At 41.3% G+C, this 24211-nt stretch carries 20 protein-coding genes; 13 read left to right on the top strand and 7 right to left on the bottom strand.

The genetic code is table 11. The annotated features are described in order from the left end of the window. Positions 1-137 precede the first annotated feature (137 nt). Positions 138-2615, top strand: a complete 2478-nt coding sequence (locus MSBRW_RS20580) for a tetratricopeptide repeat protein (RefSeq protein WP_011306373.1) — start codon at positions 138-140, stop codon at positions 2613-2615. 81 nt (positions 2616-2696) lie between these two features. On the opposite strand, the gene MSBRW_RS17970 is transcribed toward MSBRW_RS20580, so the two are convergent. Beyond that, complete coding sequence (locus MSBRW_RS17970; RefSeq protein WP_011306374.1) at positions 2697-3236, bottom strand: MogA/MoaB family molybdenum cofactor biosynthesis protein; 540 nt, start codon at positions 3234-3236, stop codon at positions 2697-2699. A gap of 277 nt (positions 3237-3513) precedes the next feature. Continuing rightward, a complete protein-coding gene (locus MSBRW_RS17965; RefSeq protein ID WP_011306375.1) occupies positions 3514-4695 on the bottom strand; it encodes a glycosyltransferase family 4 protein in 1182 nt (393 codons plus the stop codon). A 500-nt stretch (positions 4696-5195) separates the two neighbouring features. Between MSBRW_RS17965 and MSBRW_RS17960 the strand changes: the two genes are divergently transcribed. The 7 genes from MSBRW_RS17960 (at position 5196) to pheS (ending at position 15222) form a co-directional block, all read left to right on the top strand. Next, positions 5196-7175, top strand: a complete 1980-nt coding sequence (locus tag MSBRW_RS17960) for an amylo-alpha-1,6-glucosidase (RefSeq protein WP_011306376.1) — start codon at positions 5196-5198, stop codon at positions 7173-7175. A gap of 387 nt (positions 7176-7562) precedes the next feature. Continuing rightward, on the top strand, positions 7563-8684 hold the full coding sequence (locus tag MSBRW_RS17955; protein ID WP_011306377.1) for a DUF1786 domain-containing protein: 1122 nt from the start codon (positions 7563-7565) through the stop codon (positions 8682-8684). Between the two features lie 498 nt (positions 8685-9182). Beyond that, on the top strand, positions 9183-9704 hold the full coding sequence (locus MSBRW_RS17950; RefSeq protein ID WP_011306378.1) for a 50S ribosomal protein L16: 522 nt from the start codon (positions 9183-9185) through the stop codon (positions 9702-9704). Positions 9705-9739: 35 nt separating this feature from the next. Then, positions 9740-10348 (top strand): translation initiation factor IF-2 subunit beta, encoded by a 609-nt coding sequence (locus MSBRW_RS17945; protein WP_011306379.1) that lies wholly within the window; start codon positions 9740-9742, stop codon positions 10346-10348. Between the two features lie 258 nt (positions 10349-10606). Further along, positions 10607-11845: a radical SAM/SPASM domain-containing protein gene (locus MSBRW_RS17940; protein ID WP_011306380.1), complete on the top strand. Its 1239-nt coding sequence runs from the start codon at positions 10607-10609 to the stop codon at positions 11843-11845. A gap of 306 nt (positions 11846-12151) precedes the next feature. Then, entirely contained in the window at positions 12152-13573 is a 1422-nt protein-coding gene (locus MSBRW_RS17935; protein WP_011306381.1) for a tryptophan--tRNA ligase, read from the top strand. 170 nt (positions 13574-13743) lie between these two features. Next, entirely contained in the window at positions 13744-15222 is a 1479-nt protein-coding gene (gene pheS, locus MSBRW_RS17930) for a phenylalanine--tRNA ligase subunit alpha (RefSeq protein ID WP_011306382.1), read from the top strand. 891 nt (positions 15223-16113) lie between these two features. Here pheS and MSBRW_RS17920 read toward each other — a convergent pair. Both MSBRW_RS17920 and MSBRW_RS17915 read right to left on the bottom strand, forming a co-directional pair. Next, positions 16114-18435, bottom strand: coding sequence for an ATP-dependent DNA helicase (locus tag MSBRW_RS17920; protein WP_011306383.1), 2322 nt, complete (start codon positions 18433-18435; stop codon positions 16114-16116). A 320-nt stretch (positions 18436-18755) separates the two neighbouring features. Then, on the bottom strand, positions 18756-19124 hold the full coding sequence (locus MSBRW_RS17915; protein ID WP_011306384.1) for a winged helix-turn-helix transcriptional regulator: 369 nt from the start codon (positions 19122-19124) through the stop codon (positions 18756-18758). 253 nt (positions 19125-19377) lie between these two features. Between MSBRW_RS17915 and MSBRW_RS17910 the strand changes: the two genes are divergently transcribed. The 4 genes from MSBRW_RS17910 (at position 19378) to MSBRW_RS17895 (ending at position 21367) form a co-directional block, all read left to right on the top strand. Continuing rightward, complete coding sequence (locus MSBRW_RS17910; RefSeq protein WP_011306385.1) at positions 19378-19935, top strand: flavodoxin family protein; 558 nt, start codon at positions 19378-19380, stop codon at positions 19933-19935. A gap of 188 nt (positions 19936-20123) precedes the next feature. Beyond that, positions 20124-20648 carry a nitroreductase family protein gene (locus MSBRW_RS17905; RefSeq protein ID WP_011306386.1) on the top strand — a complete coding sequence of 175 codons (525 nt, stop codon included), beginning with the start codon at positions 20124-20126 and terminating at the stop codon, positions 20646-20648. Positions 20649-20812: 164 nt separating this feature from the next. After that, a complete protein-coding gene (locus MSBRW_RS17900) occupies positions 20813-21061 on the top strand; it encodes a hypothetical protein (RefSeq protein ID WP_011306387.1) in 249 nt (82 codons plus the stop codon). Between the two features lie 15 nt (positions 21062-21076). Beyond that, positions 21077-21367: a putative quinol monooxygenase gene (locus MSBRW_RS17895; RefSeq protein WP_011306388.1), complete on the top strand. Its 291-nt coding sequence runs from the start codon at positions 21077-21079 to the stop codon at positions 21365-21367. A 303-nt stretch (positions 21368-21670) separates the two neighbouring features. On the opposite strand, the gene MSBRW_RS17890 is transcribed toward MSBRW_RS17895, so the two are convergent. The 3 genes from MSBRW_RS17890 to MSBRW_RS20575 are packed head-to-tail and all read right to left on the bottom strand — an operon-like array spanning position 21671 to position 23126. After that, positions 21671-21937: a hypothetical protein gene (locus MSBRW_RS17890; RefSeq protein ID WP_011306389.1), complete on the bottom strand. Its 267-nt coding sequence runs from the start codon at positions 21935-21937 to the stop codon at positions 21671-21673. 11 nt (positions 21938-21948) lie between these two features. Beyond that, complete coding sequence (locus MSBRW_RS17885) at positions 21949-22692, bottom strand: hypothetical protein (protein ID WP_011306390.1); 744 nt, start codon at positions 22690-22692, stop codon at positions 21949-21951. 8 nt (positions 22693-22700) lie between these two features. Continuing rightward, a complete protein-coding gene (locus MSBRW_RS20575) occupies positions 22701-23126 on the bottom strand; it encodes a hypothetical protein (RefSeq protein ID WP_011306391.1) in 426 nt (141 codons plus the stop codon). Between the two features lie 454 nt (positions 23127-23580). Between MSBRW_RS20575 and MSBRW_RS17880 the strand changes: the two genes are divergently transcribed. Beyond that, positions 23581-24156: a flavodoxin family protein gene (locus MSBRW_RS17880; protein ID WP_011306392.1), complete on the top strand. Its 576-nt coding sequence runs from the start codon at positions 23581-23583 to the stop codon at positions 24154-24156. Positions 24157-24211 lie beyond the last annotated feature (55 nt).

Here is a 24211-nt window from a genome sequence, read left to right as displayed (position 1 = left end):
TTTTTACATAGTTTGATTCATTTATCCAATATTTGAAATTAATTGAAAGATTTCAGTACTGTAATATAGGACGAGTTGAAAATACTTCAATAGGTCGGAAGCTTAGTTGATCGGAAAACTGGCCTGTGGAGATATACATGCCAATAGGTCCTACAACGTACTTTGGGAAAGAGAGAGTATTTGTTGATAGGGAAGCCTGCATTCAGGCTTTCAGAGAAAATATCCAGAATTCGGAAATCAAAGAATACAATGTCTTATTTTATTACGGAATTGCTGGAATTGGTAAAAGCAAATTGCAAGAAGAGTTGCAAAAGATACTGAAGGAAGAGTACCCTGAAATATTTTGGGCATCAATAGATCTTGACGTAAAAACTTACAGGGATATAGGTACCTTCCTCATAACTTTACGAAACAAAATTCAAGAAGAGCATAGTGCGAAGTTTCACCTTTTTAATGCTGTTCATGCTATTTATTGGAAAAAGCTTCACCCGGAAATTCCTCTCCAAAAACAGAATTATCCTCTAATCGAGAAAGGAGATATTTTAGATAAAATAATAGGTGTCCTTGAGAACTCTAGTAAACTTTCATTAGCTTGGGAACTATTGAACAGCGCTTCAGACAGTTTTAGAAAATGGTGCCACTTACATCATATCGATGTTTCCAAAATTGAATCATTAGAGCCAAATAAGATAGAAGAACTACTACCAGGAATTTTTGCCGCTGATTTTTTTGAACACTTTGGGGAAAACTCGAAATTCTACATCTTTATTGATACTTACGAAGCTCTCTGGGATGGTCTGAGGGATAAAGGAAGTTTCCATGAAAAAGATAAATGGATAAGGGATAACCTTATTCCAAATATGCTTGGTGTTTCATGGGTTATATGTGGGCGAGAAAAATTGCTATGGTTTCCTGAATGTGATTCTGATTGGGATATGTATCTGGAACAGCACTCAGTAGATGAACTTCCAGAAAGCTATTGTACAAAATTTTTGGAAGATTGCGGTATTGAAAACAAAGATATTCGAGATCTAATTATCAAAGCCAGCGAAGGAGTTCCGTATTACCTTAACCTGTCCGTTGATACTTTTGAAAAGATAAACAAGAAAAGACAGCCGGTTTCTAAATATTTCGGAAAAACACAGCCAGAAATTTTCAACATATTTGTGAAATACCTAGACCACAATGAGATTCGAGCACTTGAAGTACTCTCAGCACCTAATTTCTGGGATCGAGATCTATTTGAAATATTGATGAAAAAGTTTGATCCAGGATATCCAACTGGTGCCTTTTCAAAACTGATTAAGTTTTCTTTTATCAAAACCGATTCCAATGAGAAATATTCGATTCATCAGTTGATGAGGAAAAGCCTCCAAGAACATCAAGATTCTACTGATAGAAAAAGTACTCATCAATTTTTGCTTGCTTACTACAGTGACAAAATAGAAGAACTTGATATTAAGGCTATAACCCCAGAACACGAAATAGCCCTAACCGAAGCCTTCTACCATGCAAAAGAATCACTTGAAGCAGAAAAATTATGCGAATGGTTTATTTCTGTATCTGATTCGTTCAACAGAGCAGCATTCTGGCAATTAATTACCCCTATGTATGAAGAAATGCTGCAAATTCTGAAAACAAAGCTAGGAAACGAACATCCGGATGTTGCAACAACCCTAAACAACCTCGCAGGACTTTATTATCATATGGGCGCTTACGACAAAGCACTTCCACTTTATCAAAGGGCGCTTGAAATCTATAAAGAGGTGCCGGAATCTGAACACCCAGATGTTGCAAATTCACTAAACAATCTCGCAGAACTCTACCGTCGTATGGGCGCTTACGACAAAGCACTCCCACTTTATCAAAGGGCACTTGGTATTCGTGAAAACATTCTAGGTTCCCAACACCTAGATGTTGCAAATTCACTAAACAATTTCGCAGTGCTCTATGAAAGTATGGGAGAATACGACAAAGCACTCCCACTTTATCAAAGGGCACTTGGTATTCGTGAAAATGTTTTAGGTTTCCAACACCCGTCTGTTGCAACAACCCTAGACAATCTTGCAGTACTCTATTATCGTATGGGCGCTTACGACAAAGCACTCCCACTTTATCAAAGGGCACTTGAAATCTATGAAAAGGTTCTGGGTTCAGACCACCCTGATGTTGCAACAACCCTAAACAATCTCGCAGAACTCTATCATCATACGGGAGCTTATGAAAAATCACTCCCACTTTTTCAAAGAGCATTAGAAATAGTCGAAAAGACACTGGGACCTGAACATCCAGATGTCGCTACAATCCTAAACAACCTCGCAGGACTCCATGAAAGTATGGGAGAATACAACAAAGCACTCCCACTTTATCAAAGAGCACTTGACACTCGTGAAAAGGTGCTTGATCCGCAACACCCATCTGTTGCAACAACACTAAACAATCTCGCAGGACTCTATCGTCAGATGGGAGAATACGAAAAAGCACTCCCACTTTCTCAAAGGGCACTTGAAATAATAGAAAAGAAATTGGAACCGAAGCATCCTAATACAGTAACAATAAAAAACAATTATAATTTCCTTCTTTCAGAGATGAGTGAAGGAGATGAAGAAAAATGATTTTTGAAAGTACAATTTGGATTATTACTTCTCCACACGATTTCTCTTATCAGAAGCCCATCTACTAAAACATGTAAAGGTTTATTCCTTCACATGCCTGACAATGTGCCCTGCTTCAGGAATTATAATCTCAGAAATTGCCAGTTTCACAGCATTAGGTGAACCCGGTAAGCAAAACACCGTTTTTCCTTTAATTACGCCTGCCACAGCCCTGGTAAGGATTACCGACGTTCCTATATCTTCAATGCTTTTGTACCTGAAAAGTTCCCCGAAACCTGAGATTTCTTTTTCAAAAAGAGGGGTTACAGACTCAATTGTAATGTCTTTTGGTGCAAGCCCTGTGCCTCCACTTGTAATAATAATATCTGCGGGGCTGTCAAGAGCAGCAAAAACCGCATCTGTAATTGAGGTTTTTTCGTCGGAAACCAGCCTGTAGAAAGAAATTTTATGGCCGGCCGCTTCGAGAAGATCCTCCATATTTTTGCCTGAAATGTCATCGGCATCTTCAGGTGAGGCTGGATTTCCGTATTTTTCATATCTTGAGGTCGAAATTGTGATTAAGGCAAAAGAAAAAAATTTTTTTGCTTCTTTTTTGTGAATTTCCGGTGTAGATTCTTTCATGAAAACCACCTATAGCCACGAGGCTAAACAATGCAACTGATCAAGGAGATATAAAGTATTTTTTGTTGCAGCAATTAAAAGCATGACTATAACAGGGACTTGTAAAATCTTCGGAGGCTGAACAGCTATATAGGTTTAATTTGGCTGGAGTAAATTATAATTTCTCGAAGATTTTACAGAACCAGAATAGCATTTCTATGGAACTGTTTATTCAGTAGCTATAAGTTGTTTATTCTTTTAGGTGAAATTTTATTCGGTCGAGTTTCTTTTGCTTTTCTCACATACTTTTATGATAAGGTCTTTTTTCGATCACTTTTTCATATACTTCAAGGGTTTTTTCAGCTATTCTTTTCCAGTTATATTTATTTTTGAGAACATCATGCCCTTTTTTCCCCATTCTGTTACGGCCAAGCCCTTCAAGGACGTAGTTGAGTCCCCAGGCAATAGAGGAGGGCTCTTTATAAGCAACAACACCTGTCTTGAAATTCTCCACAAGGGCTACTGCATCGCTTGCAACTACAGGTTTTCTTGCATCCCAGGCTTCAAGAACAACGATTCCGAAAGGCTCGTTCCGGCTGGGCACGCATACAAGGTCACAGGCGTTAAACCAGTCTATTACAGTGTTATCCGGGGCATATCCAAGGAAATTGCACGAGTTTCCAATGCCAAGTTTCTGAGCCTGGTATTCGCAATGAGAGCGCATTCCCCCATCTCCGATAAGAACAAATCGGGCATCCCTTTTTTTCAGGACTCTTGCCGCAGCTTCCACCAGCAGGTCAGGGCCTTTCTGATATGCCATCCTTCCCGTGAAAAGTACAACTGGAAGGAATGGGTTGATACCATAGTGCCTCTTCACGTCTCCGGGGTCAATATTTCTTTTTATCTTTCCCACGTTTATGCCGTTAGGAATTTTCCAGATTTTATAATCGGGAATTTTGTAAATTTGCTTAATTTCTTCCTTCAATATCGGCGAGGTCACAATCACGTCAGAGGATTCGTACCCTCCGAGCCACTCTCTATGAGATATTTCCCTTGCCTCCCACCAGTCTCCGTAATAATTACCATTACGTCCCCATTCAGTACTGTGGAAGGTCAACACAAAGGGTAGCCCAAACTGAGCTTTTATCCTGCAGAGAACATTTACCGGATGCCAGTCGTGACCATGTAATACATCAAACTCTCCTGTGCTTTCTCTCACTTCAAGGAACCGGCAGTACATAGCATCACACATCCGGTTCATCTGTTCAACAATTCCCCCATCTTGATCACAGGCAATTCTGTGATAATGGACACTGTTGATTATTTCATTATTGTTTCCATGACCTCGCGTAAAGAGATGAACTTCATGTCCCTCTGCTGCAAGCGCCTCGGAGAGCTCGGATACATGGGGAGAAATTCCTCCAATACGTATCGAGTACAAACTTTCCCAGGAAAACATCCCTATCCTAATCTTTTTCATAGACCCACTACCCACTGTTAAAAAATTAAGGAGACATATATCAAAAAGTTCGGTTTTTCCATTGCCTGTTGTGTATTAATTATATATTTTAAAATTTATAATATTTTCTATAAAAATCTCAAGGAGCTTCGAGTTAAAGTCATGGTTCAAGGTCATTTGTCATACAGTATCCAGAATCAGAACTTTAAGAATCTCTTACTGAGCTAGAATCTCTTACTGAGCTAGAATCTCTTACTGAGCTAGAATCTCTTACTGAGCTAAAGAGTTCAAGTCCAAATTATTGCAAAAAGGTCTCAGGAAAAATAACAAAGGAAATTCTTATGCCTCAAAATCATAAGCTCTTAATAAGGGAATTCCAGAAAGTAAATTTAGAAGTAAAAAGTATAAAATCCACAAGATATAAAAACAAATTATATAAAAATGAATTAATTGTTTACAGCAACGCATTGCTTTTTTTCAAACATACAGCTATTTAATAACTCGACTCAAATTAAGTATACATGAGTGGGATCAGGCTTGGGGCAGATTTTCTTTCGACATATGATGAAGGAATAAAAAAAGAGTGGATTATAGGAAATGGGCTTGGAGGATTTGCTTCCTCTACAGTAATTAACTCAAGAACAAGGACTTATCACGGACTGCTTGTAGCAGCTCCAGCGAATTATCCAGGGAGATATTTGATACTTTCTTCCCTTGATGAGGAAATTTCTACCAACGAAGAAACGTATAAACTCGCAACCCATAAATATCCAGGAACTATTTCTCCTGAGGGTTTTAATTATCTTTCAGAATTTGCTCAAAACCCATTTCCTACCTGGGTTTACCATCCTGGTGGTATAACCGTAAAGAAAACAGTCTTCATGGTTCGCAACAGTAACACAACCTGTGTTCTCTATGATATAAAATCCAGGAGAGAGGAAGCTTTACTAAGAATTTTTCCTCTAGTAAGTTCAAGAGACTTTAATATCACTGCCCGCGCCGGATACCTTTCCTTTACCCAGGAAGCTACTCCTGCTGGAGTAGAAATGGCAAGCTCTAATGGTTTTACTTTCTCGCTTTCATCCGACCTCCAGTATCATCCTAATCCCACATGGTACTATAACTTAGAGTATGATGCTGAAAAAGAACGGGGACTTAACTCTGAGGAAGATAACTTTAGTCCAGGGTATTTTGAAAGCAAGATCGGATTGGGAGATTTCCGTTTTTTTGTTGCTGCTTCAACAGGAGATGTTTCTTCTTTTACTCTCAAGCAAGTTGATAAACTCCGTATCAGGGAAGCAAATCGGCAGAACCTTCTTGTTCTTGATTCAAAACTTATTGATCCTTTTGCTCTTAAACTTATCAGGGCGACTGATACTTTCGTAGTGAGAAGCCATATTTCAGGTGAGGATACGGTAATTGCAGGATATCACTGGTATTCTGACTGGGGAAGGGATACCATGATTTCTCTGCCTGGCTTACTTTTAGTTCCTTATCGTTTCGAGGAAGCAAGAACCATTCTCAATTATTTTGCTAGGTACTGTCGGAGAGGTTTAATCCCTAACACTTTCCCGGCTTTTGGAGGAGAGCCAATTTATAATACAGTGGATGCTCCTCTCTGGTTTATTCATGCCCTTAGCCGCTATTTCGCATATACAAACGATTTCCTTTTCCTCTCGGATATCTGGGACACAGTAGTTAACATTATAGATCATTACTTTACAGGCACAGATTTTGGAATCGGCATGGATTCAGATTATCTCATCCAGCAGGGACCCCAGCTAACCTGGATGGATGCTAAAATCGGGGAATGGGCAGTGACACCAAGGGCAGGTAAAGCCTGTGAGATAAATGCTCTCTGGTATAACGCCCTGAAAACTGCTTCTTACCTTGGTACTCTTCTCGGTGAAGAGGTCTCCCCATACGAAACTCTTGCAACTGGTGTTGTCTCGAGTTTTGAGAACACTTTCTGGAATCCGGAAACCAACTGTCTCTTTGACCTCGTATATAAGGATGAAACAGGAAACGAGGTTAAAGACTCTGCCATCCGACCTAACCAGATCTTTGCCGTGTCCCTACCTTATACTATGCTCCCTCCTGAAAAAGAAAAAGCGATTGTGGACAGAGTTGAAAAAGACCTTTTGACCCCCTTTGGGCTTAGAACTCTCTCGAGAGACCACTCCTTATATAAAGGGCAATATCATGGAGATGCCTTAACCAGAGATACCGCTTACCACAATGGAACCGCCTGGCCCTGGCTCCTTGGAGCTTATGTGAAAGCCTACAGGAAAGTCAATAATTATTCGGAAGATAGTCTTGAGAATATGCGGATTCTTCTTGAAGGCTTTGATATGCAGCTTGAAACAGCAGGTATCGGTTCCATTTCTGAAGTATTTGATGGTGACTATCCTCACTCTCCTGGAGGCTGTATCGCCCAGGCCTGGAGCGTTGCGGAAATTTTGAGGGCATATGTAGAGGATGTACTTGAGATCAAACCTTGAAAACGAAGTTGATTGTATAGCCTTTACTTTTGATAGCCAAAACACAGTGGAAATCACAGTGGAAATGCCCTTAGTGAGGTGTTCATAGGGCCTGAGTATGTGATGAACTGCCACTAATCGTTACGAGCGATCCCAAAACTCATAATTTGCTTTTTTAAATTCTGTACTTGGCTGGAGTTCTTAATCAAGTTTCTGATTATGATTTTGGTCCGGCACTTGACTGTTGATTTCTGACCAACTAGCTATCCTGGCTAACCTATCTTAATTAACTCAGTATTCTGGCCAATTTCGTATAGAGTTCTGCTCTCCAGTGCCCTGCTTACTAGTGTTCTGCTGACTTACACTTGATTGCCTATATTTTAATAATTTATCAGCTAATGCTCAGGTATGTTAATACTTGCAGCGGATGTAGGAACAGGTACGCAGGATATTCTACTCTTCAATTCTGATAAAGAGGTAGAAAACAGCCTGCTTATGGTCATGCCCGCTCCCACTCAGATAATTGCGAAAAAAGTACGGAAAGCGACCAAAAAAGGAAAAACAATAGTATTTACCGGAAACATAATGGGAGGAGGCCCTTCGACCTTTGCGATCAGGGCTCATCTAAAGGCAGGTTTTCCGGTGTATGCCACTGAACAGGCTGCTCTGACCATTAATGATAACATTGAAAAAGTAAAGGCTTTCGGGATTCAAATTGTCTCCGAAGCTGAAGCAAAAAAATTTGCATCTGAAGAGAATGCGCAGGAAATTGTCATGCAGGATTTCGATCCTAAATCGACATCATCTGCGCTTTCGGCCTTTGAGGTTCAGATACCTCCAAACTATGCCGTGGCAGTACAGGACCACGGGAATGCCCCTGAGAAGAGCAACAGGATCTACCGCTTTGAACTGCTTCGAGAACTCATCGACAAAGGAGGGAAACTTGATAACTTTGTGTACAGGCCCGAGGAAATTCCTGAGGCTTTTACCCGAATGAAAGCTCAGGCAGATTCTCTTCTCAAAGCTGCAGGAAATCGGAAAACCAGGGCAGTTTTCATGGATACCGGGCCAGCAGCCATCTTTGGCGCGCTTACTGATCCTGCGGCTATACAGCCATCTGTTGTGGTTAATATTGGAAACGGGCATACTCTGGTAGCGCTTGTTAATGAAAACAAGATCACGGCTGTTTTTGAACACCACACTTCCCTCATGAACCCTGAAAAACTCCAGAACTACATCATAAAGCTTGCTGACGGAAGGCTTGGTTTTGACGAGGTTTTCGAAGATGGGGGGCATGGTGCATACATAAAGGAAGCTCTGGGATTTGAGCAGGTTAGATCTATATTAGTTACGGGTCCAAAAAGAGAAATACTTGAAAAGCTTTCAGAATCCGAAATCCGAGAGGAGATTTCAAATAAACTGCATTTTGCCGCACCTTTTGGGAGCATGATGCTTTCAGGTTGTTTCGGGCTACTTGCAGGATTTCTGGAGAAGTACCCGGAACCATCAATAAACCTTATAAACCACTAAGTACTTAGGGAGTAAGTCGCTTAAGCCCAGAATATACAAATTTTCAAGGGTTATAGAAATTCAGTCCGAATCCCTATCAGGGAACCGGGAAAATACAGTAGCTACCTGCTGAAGTCCACCAGGATAGGTTTACAGATAAATGTAAATACAGGCAGGTATCTCTATATGCACATATCTCATACTGAATCGTTTGCTAGATGGTTTTTTACAAACTTAACGCAAACATTTATATGCGGAAAGGAACCGGAAAGGAGTCCGTTACAACAACAAATTTCAGTGAAATTAAGCTAATTCAGCTAAACTAAGTTAAATTAAGCTAATTCAGCTAAACTAAGTTAAATTAAGCTAATTCAGCTAAACTAAGTTAAATTAAGCTATTCAGCTAAACTAAGTTAAATTAAGCTAATTCAGCTAAACTAAGTTAAATTAAGCTAATTATGCTAAATTAAGCTAAGCTAAATTAAATTAAACCCATTATCTTTCAGGAGAATCAAGCTTATGGTACGAAAGCCAGGAAGTATGTACAGAAACGTGAGGCAGCGCTCATTTACCAGACGAAAATACATGGGCGGTGTTCCAGGCAGCCAGGTTATTCACTATGACATGGGAGACAAGGCAAACACCTCTTTCCCGATTAAACTCTCACTGCTTGTAGAAGAAAAATGTCAGATAAGGCACACTGCTCTTGAAGCAGCCCGTATTACAGCAAATAGGCACCTGATTGAAGATACTGGTAAGATGGGCTATTACATGAAGCTCCGCGTCTATCCCCACGAAGTCCTCAGGGAAAACAAGCAGGCAACCGGCGCGGGTGCTGACCGTGTGTCCAGTGGAATGCGCAGGGCTTTTGGGAAGAATGTAGGCACTGCAGCAAGGGTAAATCCATTCCAGAAGATCTTCACAGTGGCTGTTGAAAAGCAAAACTTTGTAGCCGCAAAGAAAGCTCTCTGGCATGCAGGACAGAAACTGCCAACCCCCTGTAGAATCGTTATCGATGAAGGGGCAGAACTGGTACAGTAACCAGTTAAATTGTTAATATCAAAAGGAGCAATAACATGTACGATTACGAAGAGCTTTTGAACCGTGCAATGGCAAAAATGCCTGACACCGAGACTACGGATGCTCGATTCGTAATCCCTGAGCCCAGAATCTTTTCCGAAGGAAAGACTACAATTCTTGAGAACTTCGGAAATATTGCAGATATCCTTAACCGGGACCCTGACCACCTGATGAAATATCTCACCAGGGAACTTGGGACTGCAGGGAAAATAGAAGGCACACGTGCAGTCTTCCAGGGAAGGTTTACGAGAGCCCAGATCTCTGATAATATTCAGGCTTATGTGGACGAATACGTTATGTGTTCGGAATGCGGACGCCCGGACACTCAGCTTGTCAAGGTGGACAGGGTGCTTGTCCTGAGATGTTCTGCTTGCGGTGCTCACAGGCCTGTCAAGAAGAGAAAAGCAACCAATGTGGTTGTCAGGGAAGCTATCGAAGAAGGCGGAACCTACGAGCTCCGGATCGATGCAGTCGGGTCCAAAGGTGACGGAATTGCAAAGATAGACAAGTATACGGTTTTCGTGCCCGGAGCCTCAAAAGGTGACGTGGTCAAAGTAAAAATAAAGAAAATCAGCGGAAACCTCGCCTTTTCAGAAAGGATCTGAGGTTTAAGCTTATTTAAATATCCTAAAAAGCAGCTCAGGCCGATTACTTTCATTTTCGTGTCCGAGCAGCCTAAATTTTTCTTTTAGATTTGAGCTTGCACTCCAGCGTTAAGCCTCCGGAAAATATAGGGACGGCTTGTTTTTCGGTCAAGCCTTTTTTAAAAAGGTTGTTTTAAAAAGGTTGTTTTAAAAAGAGTTGCTTCCAAAAGGGTTGATTATAAATATCCAGCAGGCAAATCAGGAGCCTGTGAAGAAAGAATGACTTCTGAAAAAAAGGGTACACCGGAAGTTTCATTGAGAGAAGTTCAAGCAGAGGAAAAAAATATAGAAATTTTCTCAATGCCCGGGCTGTCAGTAAACCTCAGGCACGCCGGAGATGTTCTGGAGCTTACGGCAAACGGGACCCTGAAAGTAGCTTTCAACCCTGTCCTGAAAAAGATGAATTCCCGCCTGAAAGAGGAAAAGTTAGCCCTTGTAGAGGAAAACAGGGTTATTGCCTCAGCCTGGCTCCCCCCAATCCCGAGTCCTGCCTTTAAACGTCTTATTTTTGCTGAAATACAGATAGCTCTCGGAAAATACATTCCTGAAACCGTGTCTATTGAACTTACCCGCCAGAGCAGTTCGAGATATCCACTAGGAACGGTTGCAGATGAGCTGGATACCGGTACTGTAAAAAGAATAATTGATGAAGCCCTTGAATCCGGCACTTTCATTATCACATTTACTGAAAATGATCCTCTCCTGAGGGAAGAAGTCTTTGAGCTGATAAGGTATGTAGACAAAAAACGGGCTATAGTAAACTGTTCCACCTGGGGTACGGACTTTTCAGCAGAAACGGCATCTAGCCTGAAAGACGCCGGGCTCCATTCACTTATGGTAGGAATTTACTCAACGGACCCTGAAAAACATGATGCTGCCCGAAATTCTAGGGGAGCATATGAAAGGGCGGTTTCTGCCATAAAACTGGCACTTGAAGCCGGGCTCGTGGTTGTAATGACAACACACGCGTCTCCCTCAAATATACAGGAACTGCCTGCGCTCTATAACCTTGCATGGGAACTTGGAGTCCATGAATTTTCAGTCTGGGAAGCAATGCCAAAAACCAGAGATGAGCCTGTAATCACTGACGAAGATAGGAAAAGCATCCTTGAGATGTACCACAGGATAAATTCCAGCCCGGACGGCCCGAGGATGTTTGCGAATACTTATTTTGAAGGTCAGATGCTGGGTGCAATGGAAGGCAGGCGCTGGATGCATATAACGGCAGACGGAGATGCAAAAGCCGGTCCGTATCCGCCTTTCAGTTTTGGGAACATAAAAGAAGAATCCTTAAAGGAAGCCTGGCAGAAAATCAGAAGTTACCCTTATTTCCAGAAGCAGAAAAACCTGGCTCCTATGCACGATCCAGATTTTCTGAAATTTGTTGATAGGATTCCGTCAGGAGCAAAAATGCCATATCCATTTGAAAAAATATTTGAAAAAGTTAATGAAGAGTAAAAAAGAATAAGTTATAGGATATTCTTTTACAGAATTTTCTCTAGCGTTTTTCTCTGGTACGTTTATATTCCTTTTAACTTGCTTTTAGTTGGGATATGGCAAACAAGAAGAGTTAAAAGCCTCGTACCTCTGGAAAACCGGTGTGAGTCCGGAACCGTCTTCCCGAAGATAAACATTTACATATTAGCACGTATTTTTAAAGAGCAGTTTAGCTGGAACTGCATTCATGTATTTAATTATTTTCAGCAAGAGAAAGCTGCCTGCCTGAGGCTTTTCCCAGAAAATCGGCAGCCAACGAGGGACTTTATGACTAATAAACTTGACCCATGGAGTTCAAGCGAGATTAATGATTATTCCAAGTTATTCGAAGAATTCGGGATTTCTCCATTTGATAATATGCTTCCTGAAATCCCCTCTCCACATATGTATATGCGGAGAAGAGTTATCTTCGGGCACCGTGATTACGAACAAATTGCAGAGGCCATGAGGACAGGTGCCCCTTTTTCGGTTATGGACGGTTTTATGCCTTCAGGAAAGGTTCACCTCGGGCACAAGATGGTTATGGACCAGATTATCTGGCACCAGCAAATGGGAGCGTCAGCTTTTGTTGGGATTGCGGATAGAGAGGCTTTCTCAGTACGCGGTTTTTCCTGGCAGAAATGCAGGGAAATCGGAGTGGAAGAATATATACTAAGTCTTATCGCTCTCGGTTTTAAGCCCGATGGCCTTATTTACTTTCAGTCAGGCTGTGAAAGCGTAAAAGACCTGGCATTTGAACTCGGGGTCAAGGTCAATTTCTCGGAACTGAGTGCAATCTATGGTTTTTCAGGAGAGACAAACCTATCCCATATGATCAGTGTAGCAACTCAGGCTGCCGATATTCTCCAGCCCCAGCTTGAAGAATTTGGGGGGCCAAAACCGGTTGTGGTGCCTGTAGGACCTGACCAGGACCCTCACCTCCGCCTTACAAGAGGGCTTGCAGGCAAGATGAGCATGTTCAGGGTAGAAGAGAGAGAAAATGCAAACGGCTGGAAATACCTGAGCGTGCGCGGCAAGGGTGCCCCAAAGCAAGCTTTACAGGAGCTTAAAAAACGCATTCCAGGTAAAGTGAAACTCTATGAAGAGCACCTGGACGTACTTCAAACTCCCGACTATCCGTTCCTGGAAAGATTTGTTTCGCAAATAAACCAGCCTGAGAAAAAGAAATACTTCACGGCCGAGCTTAAAGATGTCTCTAAATCCGCCAGTGAAATGATACTCACCCGAAAAATACTGGATGAGATTGTAGCTGAAGTAGCCGCTGAGTTCGAAGGCTATGCTTTCATTCCTCCTGCATCTACCTATCATCGCTTCATGAGCGGGCTGCAGGGAGGAAAGATGTCGAGCAGCATCCCTGACAGTTATATTGCTCTTACTGACGACCCGAAAGAAGGCGCAAAAAAAGTAAAGAGGGCAAAGACCGGCGGCTGTGTGACCCTGGAAGAACAGAAAAAACTTGGCGGAAAACCCGATGAATGTTCAGTGTTCGAACTGATGCTCTTCCACCTGCTTGGGGACGATGAGGAGTTACTGGAAATCAGGCAGGAATGTGTCTCAGGAACCAGGATGTGCGGTTCATGCAAACAGCTTGCGGCCGAGAAGATGTACGAGTTCCTCAAAGACCATCAGGAAAAGCGGGAACTTGCAAGGGAACACCTCGATGAATATAAAATAATTTGCAAAAAGTAACTTTACAAAAAGTAACTTTACAAAAAGTAAATTACAAAGTAACTTTTGCAAAGTAGATTTACCAAATAAATTCACAAAAAATAATTTTACAAGGCGAATTTTATAAAAATAATCAGTTATAAATTTATCAAACTCTTAATATTATCAGGAACGTCAGGAAGTGATCATATATGAGTATTCAGGACAATCTCACAATCAACGAGAAAAAGGTCTTGCTTGCCCTTGAGGAAATAGGATCTGCTTCTCCCGAAAGGTTGGAGGAAAAATCAGGGTTGCAGGTGGATGCGGCAATGCAGGCAGCTTTCATGCTTGAGGAAAAAGGGCTGGTTTCGGTTTCCGAAAAGATGCTCGAACGTTATTCTCTTACAAAGGAAGGGACGGAATATACAAAAACCGGGCTTCCGGAACGCCAGATTATTGACTTCCTGAAAAAACCTACCTCGCTTGAAGAGCTGAGGGGCCATTTCTCTCCAAAAATGGTAGGGATTGCAACCGGTTGGCTCGTAAAAAAGGGATGGGCAAAAATTGAAAATGGGGTAATGGTGCCATCGGGAAAAGTGAATGCAGGAAAAGATGAAGAAACCCTTGCAGCTTTCACAGGCAAAGCAAAAACCCTTGAAGAGATCGGGTCCGACCAGGGAACAATAAAGGACTTGCTTAAGCGTAAACTTGTCATAAAACACGAAGAAAAGTTCAGGACTGTTTCCATAACTGACGCAGGAAATGCGCTTGCTACCCAGGGTCTTGTCCTTGAAGAGGAAATTGCTCAGCTCACACCCGAGTTACTGAAGAGCGGGGCCTGGAAGGACAAGAAGTTCAGGCCTTACCGTCTTGATATTACGCCCAAATCCCTTTACGGAGCCAAGATCCATCCTTACAGGCGCCTTATAGAGCAGATGCGTCAGATCTTCCTGGAAATGGGGTTTGCCGAGATTAAAGGCGGGATCATCCAGAGTTCTTTCTGGAACTTCGATGCCCTCTTCCAACCTCAGGACCACCCTGCAAGAGATATGCAGGATACCTTCCACCTTAACAGCACCTGCGAGCTCCCCACTGAGTACTTCGAGAAGGTTGCTGCAATGCACGAGCATGGAGGAGATATCGATTCCTGCGGCTGGGGTGGAGCCTGGGATAAGGAACTTTCAAGACGCAATGTGCTGAGAACCCATACAACATCTGTTACTGTCAAGTATCTAGCTGACCACCCCAAATCACCTGTAAAAGCTTTCTGCATTGACAGAGCTTACCGCAGGGAAACCATTGACCCTACTCATACTCCGGAGTTCGAGCAGCTTGAAGGAGTTGTAATGGACAAGAATATGTCTTTTGCAGACCTGCTCGGCTTACTGGCAGAATTCTACCACAGGATGGGGTTCGAAGAAGTCCGCTTCCGTCCCGGATATTTCCCATATACCGAACCAAGTGTGGAACCTGAGGTTTATGTTGACGGCCTGGGTTGGGTTGAACTTGGAGGGGCAGGCGTTTTTAGAAGAGAAGTTAGTGAACCTTTAGGGATTAAAGACCCTGTCCTTGCCTGGGGGCTTGGAGTCAGCAGGCTTGCCATGCTGAAGCTCGGGCTTAAAGACCTCAGGCTCCTGTACCAGTCCGATATTGACTGGCTCAGAAAGAGTGAAGTTTGCAGGACCTGAGATCTGAATTAAGGGCTCATAACCTGAAACTCTCAGGTTAAAACTTTTTATATTTAATTTCAGATAAAAATCTGTGCTGGTAAATTCCACCGCAAACAATGGAGTTTTTTTCACGCTACTGTTCCAACCACTAATTCAATAAAGAAAAAGATGAATCTGTGTGAAAGATTTTATAAATAGTAAGTGCATGATTTAAAAAATGTCAAACTCAGAAATTTTACTCCGGAAAGTGTGGTTAAAGGTTTAATGCTATGGATTTTGTACTTCAAGTGTGTAATTCCTATTAACTTTTCAACATGCATCACTGACTTCTGGGATAGGCTCTAAGATATCAGAGTAAAAAGTAAATTGAGATGAGAATGAGAGTTTCCCATTCAATTTAAAGATGATGTAAATTTTGTGAGTGTTAGTCAATAAAGTTGTGCACTATACCTCTAAATCTGGAAGGTAAGCTTTTTAAAAAACTGGATATCCAACCATAATTACTTTCAGACATAATCTAATCCGCTGGATTTGCACTATCCCTCAAAATGTGGGCCCAATAACAGAAAGCATGCGCGCGTATTTCAAGGGCCACGCTATCAACGTTCCTGTTAATAGTCATATGCTTATCTTTAGCCAACTTCATAACCTTGTTAGTAGCGTCTGATCCTAAATCATTAAAGGCTAATTTCTTCGCTTCATTTGAAGAATACTTCATTAGTATATGATTTTCGCTTTTATCCCCATGCATTTTAACTGTAAGCTGATGCTGGCACTGCAAGCAAGATAATTTGGAATCAATGCACTGGTATCGAGTTCTAAGTAGGTTTAACATATCAAACAGTTCACACCGTTATTTCAAACCGTTATTTCAAATCGTTTAACTTTTTTGATTAATTCAAAAGGGTTTCAAAGCTTTTCAGCAAGGCTTCCGAAACCCACACGACTTGAAGTCTGGGACTTCGATTCATTTTCGAGATTACTATGCGTGACGTGTGCAAAAAATTCTTTCACGATACTTCCCACATCCTTGGGTGCAATGTCGATGAACTCCCTCTTTTCTTCAGGCGGGAAATAATCAAAAACTGAAAATTTACCGAGTTTACGTACCTGAGAGCCCTGGTAGCGAGAATCAAGGAGAATTCTTACTCCATAGTCGTCTGGAGAACGCACTATCCTTCCCATTGCCTGTCTGACCTTCCTGATTGTAGGCACCTGAACTGCAAACTCCCAGCCTTCACCACAGCCGAAAACTTCATCATAAGCAGATTCGACAGCCTTGATTCGGTCATTTAGGGCCGGATATCCGATTCCCACTATAATCACGGTCCTGCCCCTGGAATCTCTGAAATCAACACCTTCACTCAATGTTCCCCAGAGATAGGTTATAAGTAAGGCTTTTCCTCCCTGCTCTCCGATTTTGAAAAACTTCTTTCGGATTTCCTGGGCTGAAACCCCTGTCTCATCAAGGAAAATAGGAATAGAAAGTTCAGGTTCAAGGAGTTTAGTATAGCGGAGTGCTTCAGCATAGCTCTGGAAGTAAATAATCACGTTTCCTGGCGATGCAACAGTAGCTGCAAGCAGGGCTTCTTTAATGCTCTCAAGCGTTTCCGGGCTGTCACGGTTCTTTGCAAAAAGCGGAGGAATGGAAACCGCAAGTGTAAGCCTCCTTTCCCTGGGAAAGGTCGTACTATAGGAAATCTCTTCCACTTCCCTTGAGATGCCAAGCGTGGATTTTATCATTTCGAAGGGTCGGAGTGTAGCTGACATGAGTACTGCTGCATAAATGGAATCAAACAGAGGCTGAGTCACGTTTTTAGGAATGCATGTGAAAAGCTCAATCCTGCCGGCTATTCTATCGCTTTTGAAATCTCTGCGCACATTCAGAATTGGATAGTAGTTTTGCCTGTCCGAAAGTACGAGGTAAGAGGATAAAAAGTCTGCAACATACCGGATCTGGGAACGTTTCGGAACTGCAAGAAGCCCTTTTTTGTAATTTTCCGCATAAATCTCTTCCAGCCTTCCTCCAAACTCGCCAATCTCCCGCAGCCTTGTGAGGACTTTTTCTTCATCTGCAAAGCCTTCCTTCATCGCTTCTCGCAAAAAGCGAGCTTTCAGGATGTCAAAGCGCTCATAAGGGTCGCTGATCTTAATGTCCTGCCAGTGTTTTCCAAGCCTGTTTCTTTCCCCGAACTTCAATTTTGCAGCATATGTATCCCTGAGAGCGGTAAGGAGGCAGGTAAACAGCTTTTTTGCATATAGTCTAGCCGCATAGTCCTGGTCAAGGGGAATGCCACCTCCTGAGTCAGTTTCTTTTCCTAACATAAGGGAATTGTCAGATTCAGGAGTCTCACCTACTTCCGAAAGAGCTTTTTCAATAGTCAGTTCCGAGAGCATTGTTGAAGAGTGGGAACGGGCAGATGCCTCAATATTATGTGCTTCGTCAAAAATCAGAATAACATCTTCAGGATCTCGTTCAAGCCATTTAAGCAGCATCATGAAAATTTCGGCACTAAGGACATGATGAAAATTGCAGATTAGAAGTTCGGCGTTTTTGAGTTCTTTTTTCAGCAGTTCATACCCGCACATATCCCGGTCTTCGGCATACTCCAGGATTTCTTCCGGGCTTCTTACGTCGGAAAAAAGCCAGTTGGAAAATTCGTTACCTTCAAATTTCAGGACTTCATATAACTCCAGGCAGGAATTATTCCTCAAAGCCCGAGATTTTTTCTTAGTTTCTTCGAGTTCTTTTTCAAGCTCAGTTCTCAGGGAATAAAGAGCAGGATCTTTTGTTCGTTTGTATTTCTCATAGGCATCCTTGAGCTCTTTTTCTTTTGAAGAAATTTCCCGCTCAAGGTCAAGGAGGTCATAGGTATTTTCTCCTTTGAGCCTGCATTCTTCGTAATCGAGATTTTTGGGGCACATCGAAGCCTTGCCCTTGAAAACAATTGTTTTTATGTCGTTATCCCGGGAAATCTCTCTTGCCTCATTTATAAATTGAACCATCTGCTGATGGACATTAGTGACTATAATAACGACCTTATTGAGTTTTTTCCCCACACTCAGTGCAGGAGCAAGTGCACTTAAAGTCTTGCCTGTTCCACATGCTCCTTCAAAGAGTACGGTTTTTTCGTTCAGGAGAGCCGAGTGGATCTTCTCCATGGCTTCTGCCTGGTTAGGGTAGCAACTCTGTTTCGTAAAATACCGCATATATCCGTTCTTTTGCGTCATACGTTTAACCTGGGATTTCCCGATTTACAATGATTCAGTGACTTTCTTATCTGCCGATGATTAATATATTAACTTTCAAAAGTTTCAATGTTTCTGAAAATATTGGTAAAGAAATATTATTTCCAATTTTAAATTTGCTCAGTGTCAGTCTATGTTCTAATGCTTTAGGTCTTTCTGATGCTTTAGATTTTCCAGATAAAAGCAGAATTCAATACTAACATTTAAAATTCAATACTAGCATTAAGATACAGGAAGAAGGTTTACTTTTACTTGTTGCGTGGGCGTTGTTTGTAGATTTTTGTCCGAACTTATTCCCGATGTCACGATCTATCATTAAGCGATTGCTTATCCAGTAGGCATTCTCTTCCAAGATACTCAATTCCCCATTTGCAGAGAGCGTCCAGGACCGGAAGCACAGTCTTTCCGAATTCGGTTAGTGAGTACTCAACCCTGGGTGGGATTTCAGGATAAACTTCCCTGAGAATAAGCCCGTCTTCTTCGAGTTCCCTGAGCTGTTTCGTAAGCATCTTGGGTGAAATGCCCTGCATGCTTTGCTGGAGTCCTGAAAACCTTAATTTTTCTGTCCTCAACTGCCAGAGGATAATAGGCTTCCATTTGCCTCCAATTACCTCCAGGGTTGCTTCCACAGGACACTGGTAATGTCTGTTATTCCGTACTTCACTTACCATATGCTCACATAGTATCCATTTTGTTAGTTAGTACCCGGATTGCATGTATGGTATATAAGTATAGTTACTGCAAATCAGATATCAATAAATACATTTTCTTAAATAAAGAAAAATCTGGCATCAATTGAAAAATTGATCCAGTATAAATTCAAAGAAAATGAAACTCAGTTTAGACCTCAACTCCGGTTATACCCCAATTCAGGTGTAGGTCTAAGTTAAGCTTAGTTTACAAAAATTAAAAGGCGTGAATAGAATGAAAGTTATAGGTATTGTAGGAAGCCCCCGAAAGAACGGAAATACGAATATTCTTGTCCAGCAGGTCCTGGAAGGTGCGGCAGAAGCAGGTGCTGAAACCCGGACATTTATTCTCAACGAGATGAATTACAAAGGGTGCCAGGGCTGTGACTATTGTAAGGGCCATGACAAGTGCAAACTTGAAGATGATCTTACGGAAGTATTCGAGGAGCTTACATCAGCAGATGGAGTTGTTTTTGGCTCTCCAATTTACTTTGGCCAGTTTACAGGCCAGATGCGGCTTTTCCTTGACCGTTGCTACTCTCTTATAAATGCAGACTTCTCTCCCCGTCTCCCTGCAGGGAAAAAAGCTGTGATTGTAGGAACTCAGGGTGCTCCTGACCCGGCAGCTTTCAAAGGGGTCTACGAGGAGTTTAAAGGTCAAGTTTCTGGCTTCATGCAGGCAGAAGTAAAGGATGTTCTTGTAGGAGTTGGCTATCACGCTCCGGGAGAGGTCAAGGGTAATATCGAGCTTATGGAAAAAGCGAAAAACGCAGGTCTTAACCTGTTCAAATGAATAAAATAAATTATAATAACATCTGGAACTAAAAAACCGGAAAGTAAAAAACCGGAAAGTAAAAAACGGGAAGAAAGTAAAAAACGGGAAGAAAGTAAAAAACGGGAAGAAAGTAAAATAGGGCGCGAAAAAACTGGGGTGAAATCTTCTCGCCCAGATCTTTCAGGAATGAATAGGAGGGGTCTCATATGGAAACTCTTGAAGCAATCCACACTCGCCGAAGCATTCGAAAATACACTGACAGGCCCGTTCCGAGGGAACTTGTTGCCGAACTGCTCAGGGCCGCAATGAGTGCTCCATCAGCGGTCAATGCCCAGCCCTGGATCTTTATTGTTATCGATGACAGGAAGCTCCTTGACGAAATTCCCACTTTCAGCCCCTATGCAGGCATGTGCAGGGAAGCTCCTCTTGCAATTCTTGTCTGTGGGGATACAACACTTGAAAAGGCTCCAGGATTCTGGGTTCAGGACTGCTCGGCAGCTACCCAGAACCTTCTGCTTGCAGCTCACGACGCAGGGCTTGGGGCAGTCTGGACAGGGATTTATCCTATGAAGGACAGAGTTGAAGGTTTCAGGAAAGCCTTTGAACTGCCTGAACATGTAATTCCTCTAGCTTTTGTACCGTTAGGTTATCCTGACCAGAAACCAGGCCCTCAGGATAGGTTTGATAAAACAAAAATCTATCACAATAAGTACGGTCAGAGAAGAGAATGAAGCTGTAAGGCAGGTAATATAAAATTTATATTGTATCAAAAGAAGGATAACAAAATAGAGCTGTTCAAAGAGTTGAATCTGCTAAAAGGCTCTTACAGAAGCTAAATTTGTCTGTTAATACCTTTTTTTGAAAAATAAATCCCGTTTCCGGATATCTGTTGAATGTGGAAAACGTAAGAGACTTTCTCAAACCAGGTTCTCGACAGAGAGATACTAAGGAAAATACGGAAAGTATGGGAAATGTGGGAATGGAAAGTATGGGAAATGTGGGAAGTATGGAAAGTATGAAATGTACGGAAAGTATGAAAAGTACGGAAAGTATGAAAAGTACGGAAAGTATGGAAAGTACGGAAAGTACAGGAAGTACGGGAAGTACGGAAAGTATGGGAATTCAGGAAAATAATTTTTGCTAAGAAGATGGTGATTTATTGACAATACGAGTGGTTGCAAAAAATTACGTCAAGCCTGAAAAGGTTCAGGAATTTCTGGGTTTGTGCAAAAGTCTTGTTGAAGCATCATTAAAAGATGAAGGCTGCATAGATTATGGCCTGTATCAGGAACTGGAGAATTCAGGAGTCATGACTTTCTTAGAAGAGTGGAAAGATGAAAAAAGCCTTGATCAGCATTTAAATTCCAGTCATTTTAAGAAAATATTCCCTCTACTTTCAGAATACCTTGAAAAAGAAACTGAGGTTAATGTCTACAGAAAAACGTTGTAATATCCAGATGTGTTTTTATCGATTTCATTCTTAAAACTCTGTTCCCGAACACTTTTTGGAAAATCAGTATCAAACTTGATGCAGTAGTGAATAAAATTGAAAGGGGAAAAGTAGTTATGGCAGAAAAAATCAAGATCAATAATGTGTTTTTCTATTTCATGCCAGTAACTCTTTTGAGGTAAACCTTGAGATATATATCTTGAAAGTGATTTTACCCCCCAAAAATAGCAGATTCGTAGTATAAATCAATAAAAGATACGTTTACTACTTTAGAGTAGAGTTTTCACTTCTCCCCTTTTCATTTCACAGTTCTTCAATTACTATCTCTTCTTCAAGACTTGCGTTCACAAGCAAGTCATCAAGATCTTTTATCTCAGAATCAAGCTCCTGGATTTCGGCCTGCATAGTCCCCATTTCAAGATCTTCAGCTGTTTTGCCATTCTGTATCTCAGCAATGTCTGGATTTGCTTTTGATCCTTTTACTTCAGATGTGCTGTCCCCGACACAACCGGATCCTGCAAGCCAAACAATTAAGACTGAAAGTACGAGCAGGTGAGCAAATTTGACCATTTTCTGCCTCCTCAATTCTGTAATTTATTAGTTAAGTTTCCAGTACCATTCCCTGAGCTATGACTTTTTTCTTTTCCATAAGAAACATTATCTCCGCTTTCAGGGTTGTCGGTATTAATGCTAGAATTCCCGCCAGAGAAATTTGTGCCAGTTATATTTTCAGTGTTATTAAGTGCAGTTTTCTGGTTGTCTTCGACTCCAATTTTGTTACCATTTTCAGTCTCGTATTTTTTAAGCTCGTTGAGAATTTGTCTAATTATATCGTTTACCGTATCGATATCACGGAGAGATCGACGAAGATAACCGTTTGCCTTCTCCATATCTGTCTTGGTGACATTCTCACCACTATAGATAGCATCTGCAGCTTCTTTATTTTCTTTCGCGGAGTTTATATAGAAATTGTAACTGGCAAGTTTATTATCAAGGTCGGTTGTGTTAACGCCTGTTTCATTCAGGTTATCTATTTTTGTTTCAAGTTTTTCAGAAAGGTTTTCGGATTTCTCTATAAACTCTCCTATTTTCTCACTGACAGTTTTCCCTACGCTTGAAAGGCTGGTTTTCTCGGCATTATTCCATACTCCACGAACGGACCTGATCACAACCAGAAGCTCTTCCTGGCTTGATGCATTTGCAATTTCAGCCATCTCAGCTTCGAGTAATTTTATCTTTTCATTGACATCAATAGTCTTTTCGTCGGTTCCGTTTCCGCTTGAGTAAGCCAAGTTGCTTTTTACATTTGAAAGGTGAGATTTCATGTAACACTTTAGTTAAGGTAGAGCTTTGTGGCATTTAGAGCCTCTTTGGAATTAGGGTCAAGTTTTCCTGCACGAACAAGATTCCTGATTTTGAGAAAATCTCCTTTTGCTTCGTTGTATTCTTGCTTATTAACCTGGAGCTTTTCTCTTAATTGATTTTTTTCTTGTTTGTGTTCTGAGGTCCTGTTCATATCTTTTACACTGGAATTGTTCCGAAATCTTTCCTTCTCTGCCGCAGAATCCCCAGCGCTACCCATGCCATCAGTTTCATTATTGGATGAATTGCGGGCATCTTCGCGCATATACTTCTCTTGATTACTTTTTCCGTGTCCAGAAGAATCTTTGGCAGCAAAAGAGACTTCCGGAATTATGCTAAGTAATATTAGCATAATTGTAAGATAAGCCAGAAACTGAAAATTTTTTGATTTTTTCATCTAACCACCCCCATTAAAAATTTATTATACTGTTTATGGAATAAGGTAAATATAAACATTGTTTTCGGAGAGTTTATCGATTATGAATCGCTGACGATGGGACCGGTGTTTCCTAACAAATGGAGGCAATTCTAGCGGATATTTACTAAAATATTTTTCATGTGAAATATTTATTGCTGCAAGGAAGATAGGGAAAAGCCTGAAAGGGAATCAATTATAAGAAGAGAGACGAGAAATTAGAGAAAAGAGATGAGAAATTAGAGAAAAGAGATGAGAAATTAGAGAAGAGAGATGAGAAATTAGAGAAAAGAGATGAGAAATTAGAGAAGAGAGATGAGAAATTAGAGAAAAGAGAATAGAAATTAAAGAGTAGAGAATAAAGAAAAGAGAATAGAAATTAAAGAGTAGAGAATAGAGATAGAGAATAGAGACAGTCCGCCGGAGGAACGAAGAAATGAAAGTTGTCGCATTTAACGGAAGTCCGAGAAAGGACGGAAATACGGCTGCCCTTATAAAGCATGTCCTTGCAGAACTTGAAAAAGAAGGAATAGAAACCGAAGTTGTGCAGATTGGAGGCAAAAAAATCCACGGTTGTACGGCCTGTGGGAAATGCTACGAAAAAATGGACAAGAAATGTGTAATTGACAAGGATATCGTCAACGAGTGCATTGAAAAAATGCTCGAAGCCGATGGAATAATTCTAGCTTCGCCTACTTATTTTGCAGACCTGACTCCCGAACTTAAAGCTCTTATTGATAGGGCAGGTTTTGTTGCTAAAGCCAACAACGAAATGTTCAGGCATAAAGTCGGAGCAGCAGTCGTTGCAGTGAGACGGGCAGGCTCAATTCACGTTTTTGATTCAATCAACCATTTCTTTACAATTTCCCAGATGATAATCCCGGGATCAAGTTACTGGAATATGGGAATGGGACTTGCCGAAGGGGAGGTTGAAAAAGATGAAGAAGGCATTCAAACCATGCAGACTTTGGGCCAGAACATAGCATGGCTTTTGAAGAAGCTAAATGTGTAAATTATAGCTATTATAGCCAGCTATCTAAGTACTACATGATTTTTTTGAAAAAGGC

It is taken from the genome of Methanosarcina barkeri str. Wiesmoor (assembly GCF_000969985.1).
GTDB lineage: Archaea > Halobacteriota > Methanosarcinia > Methanosarcinales > Methanosarcinaceae > Methanosarcina > Methanosarcina barkeri_B.
This window is presented reverse-complemented; position numbering and strand designations above follow the sequence as displayed.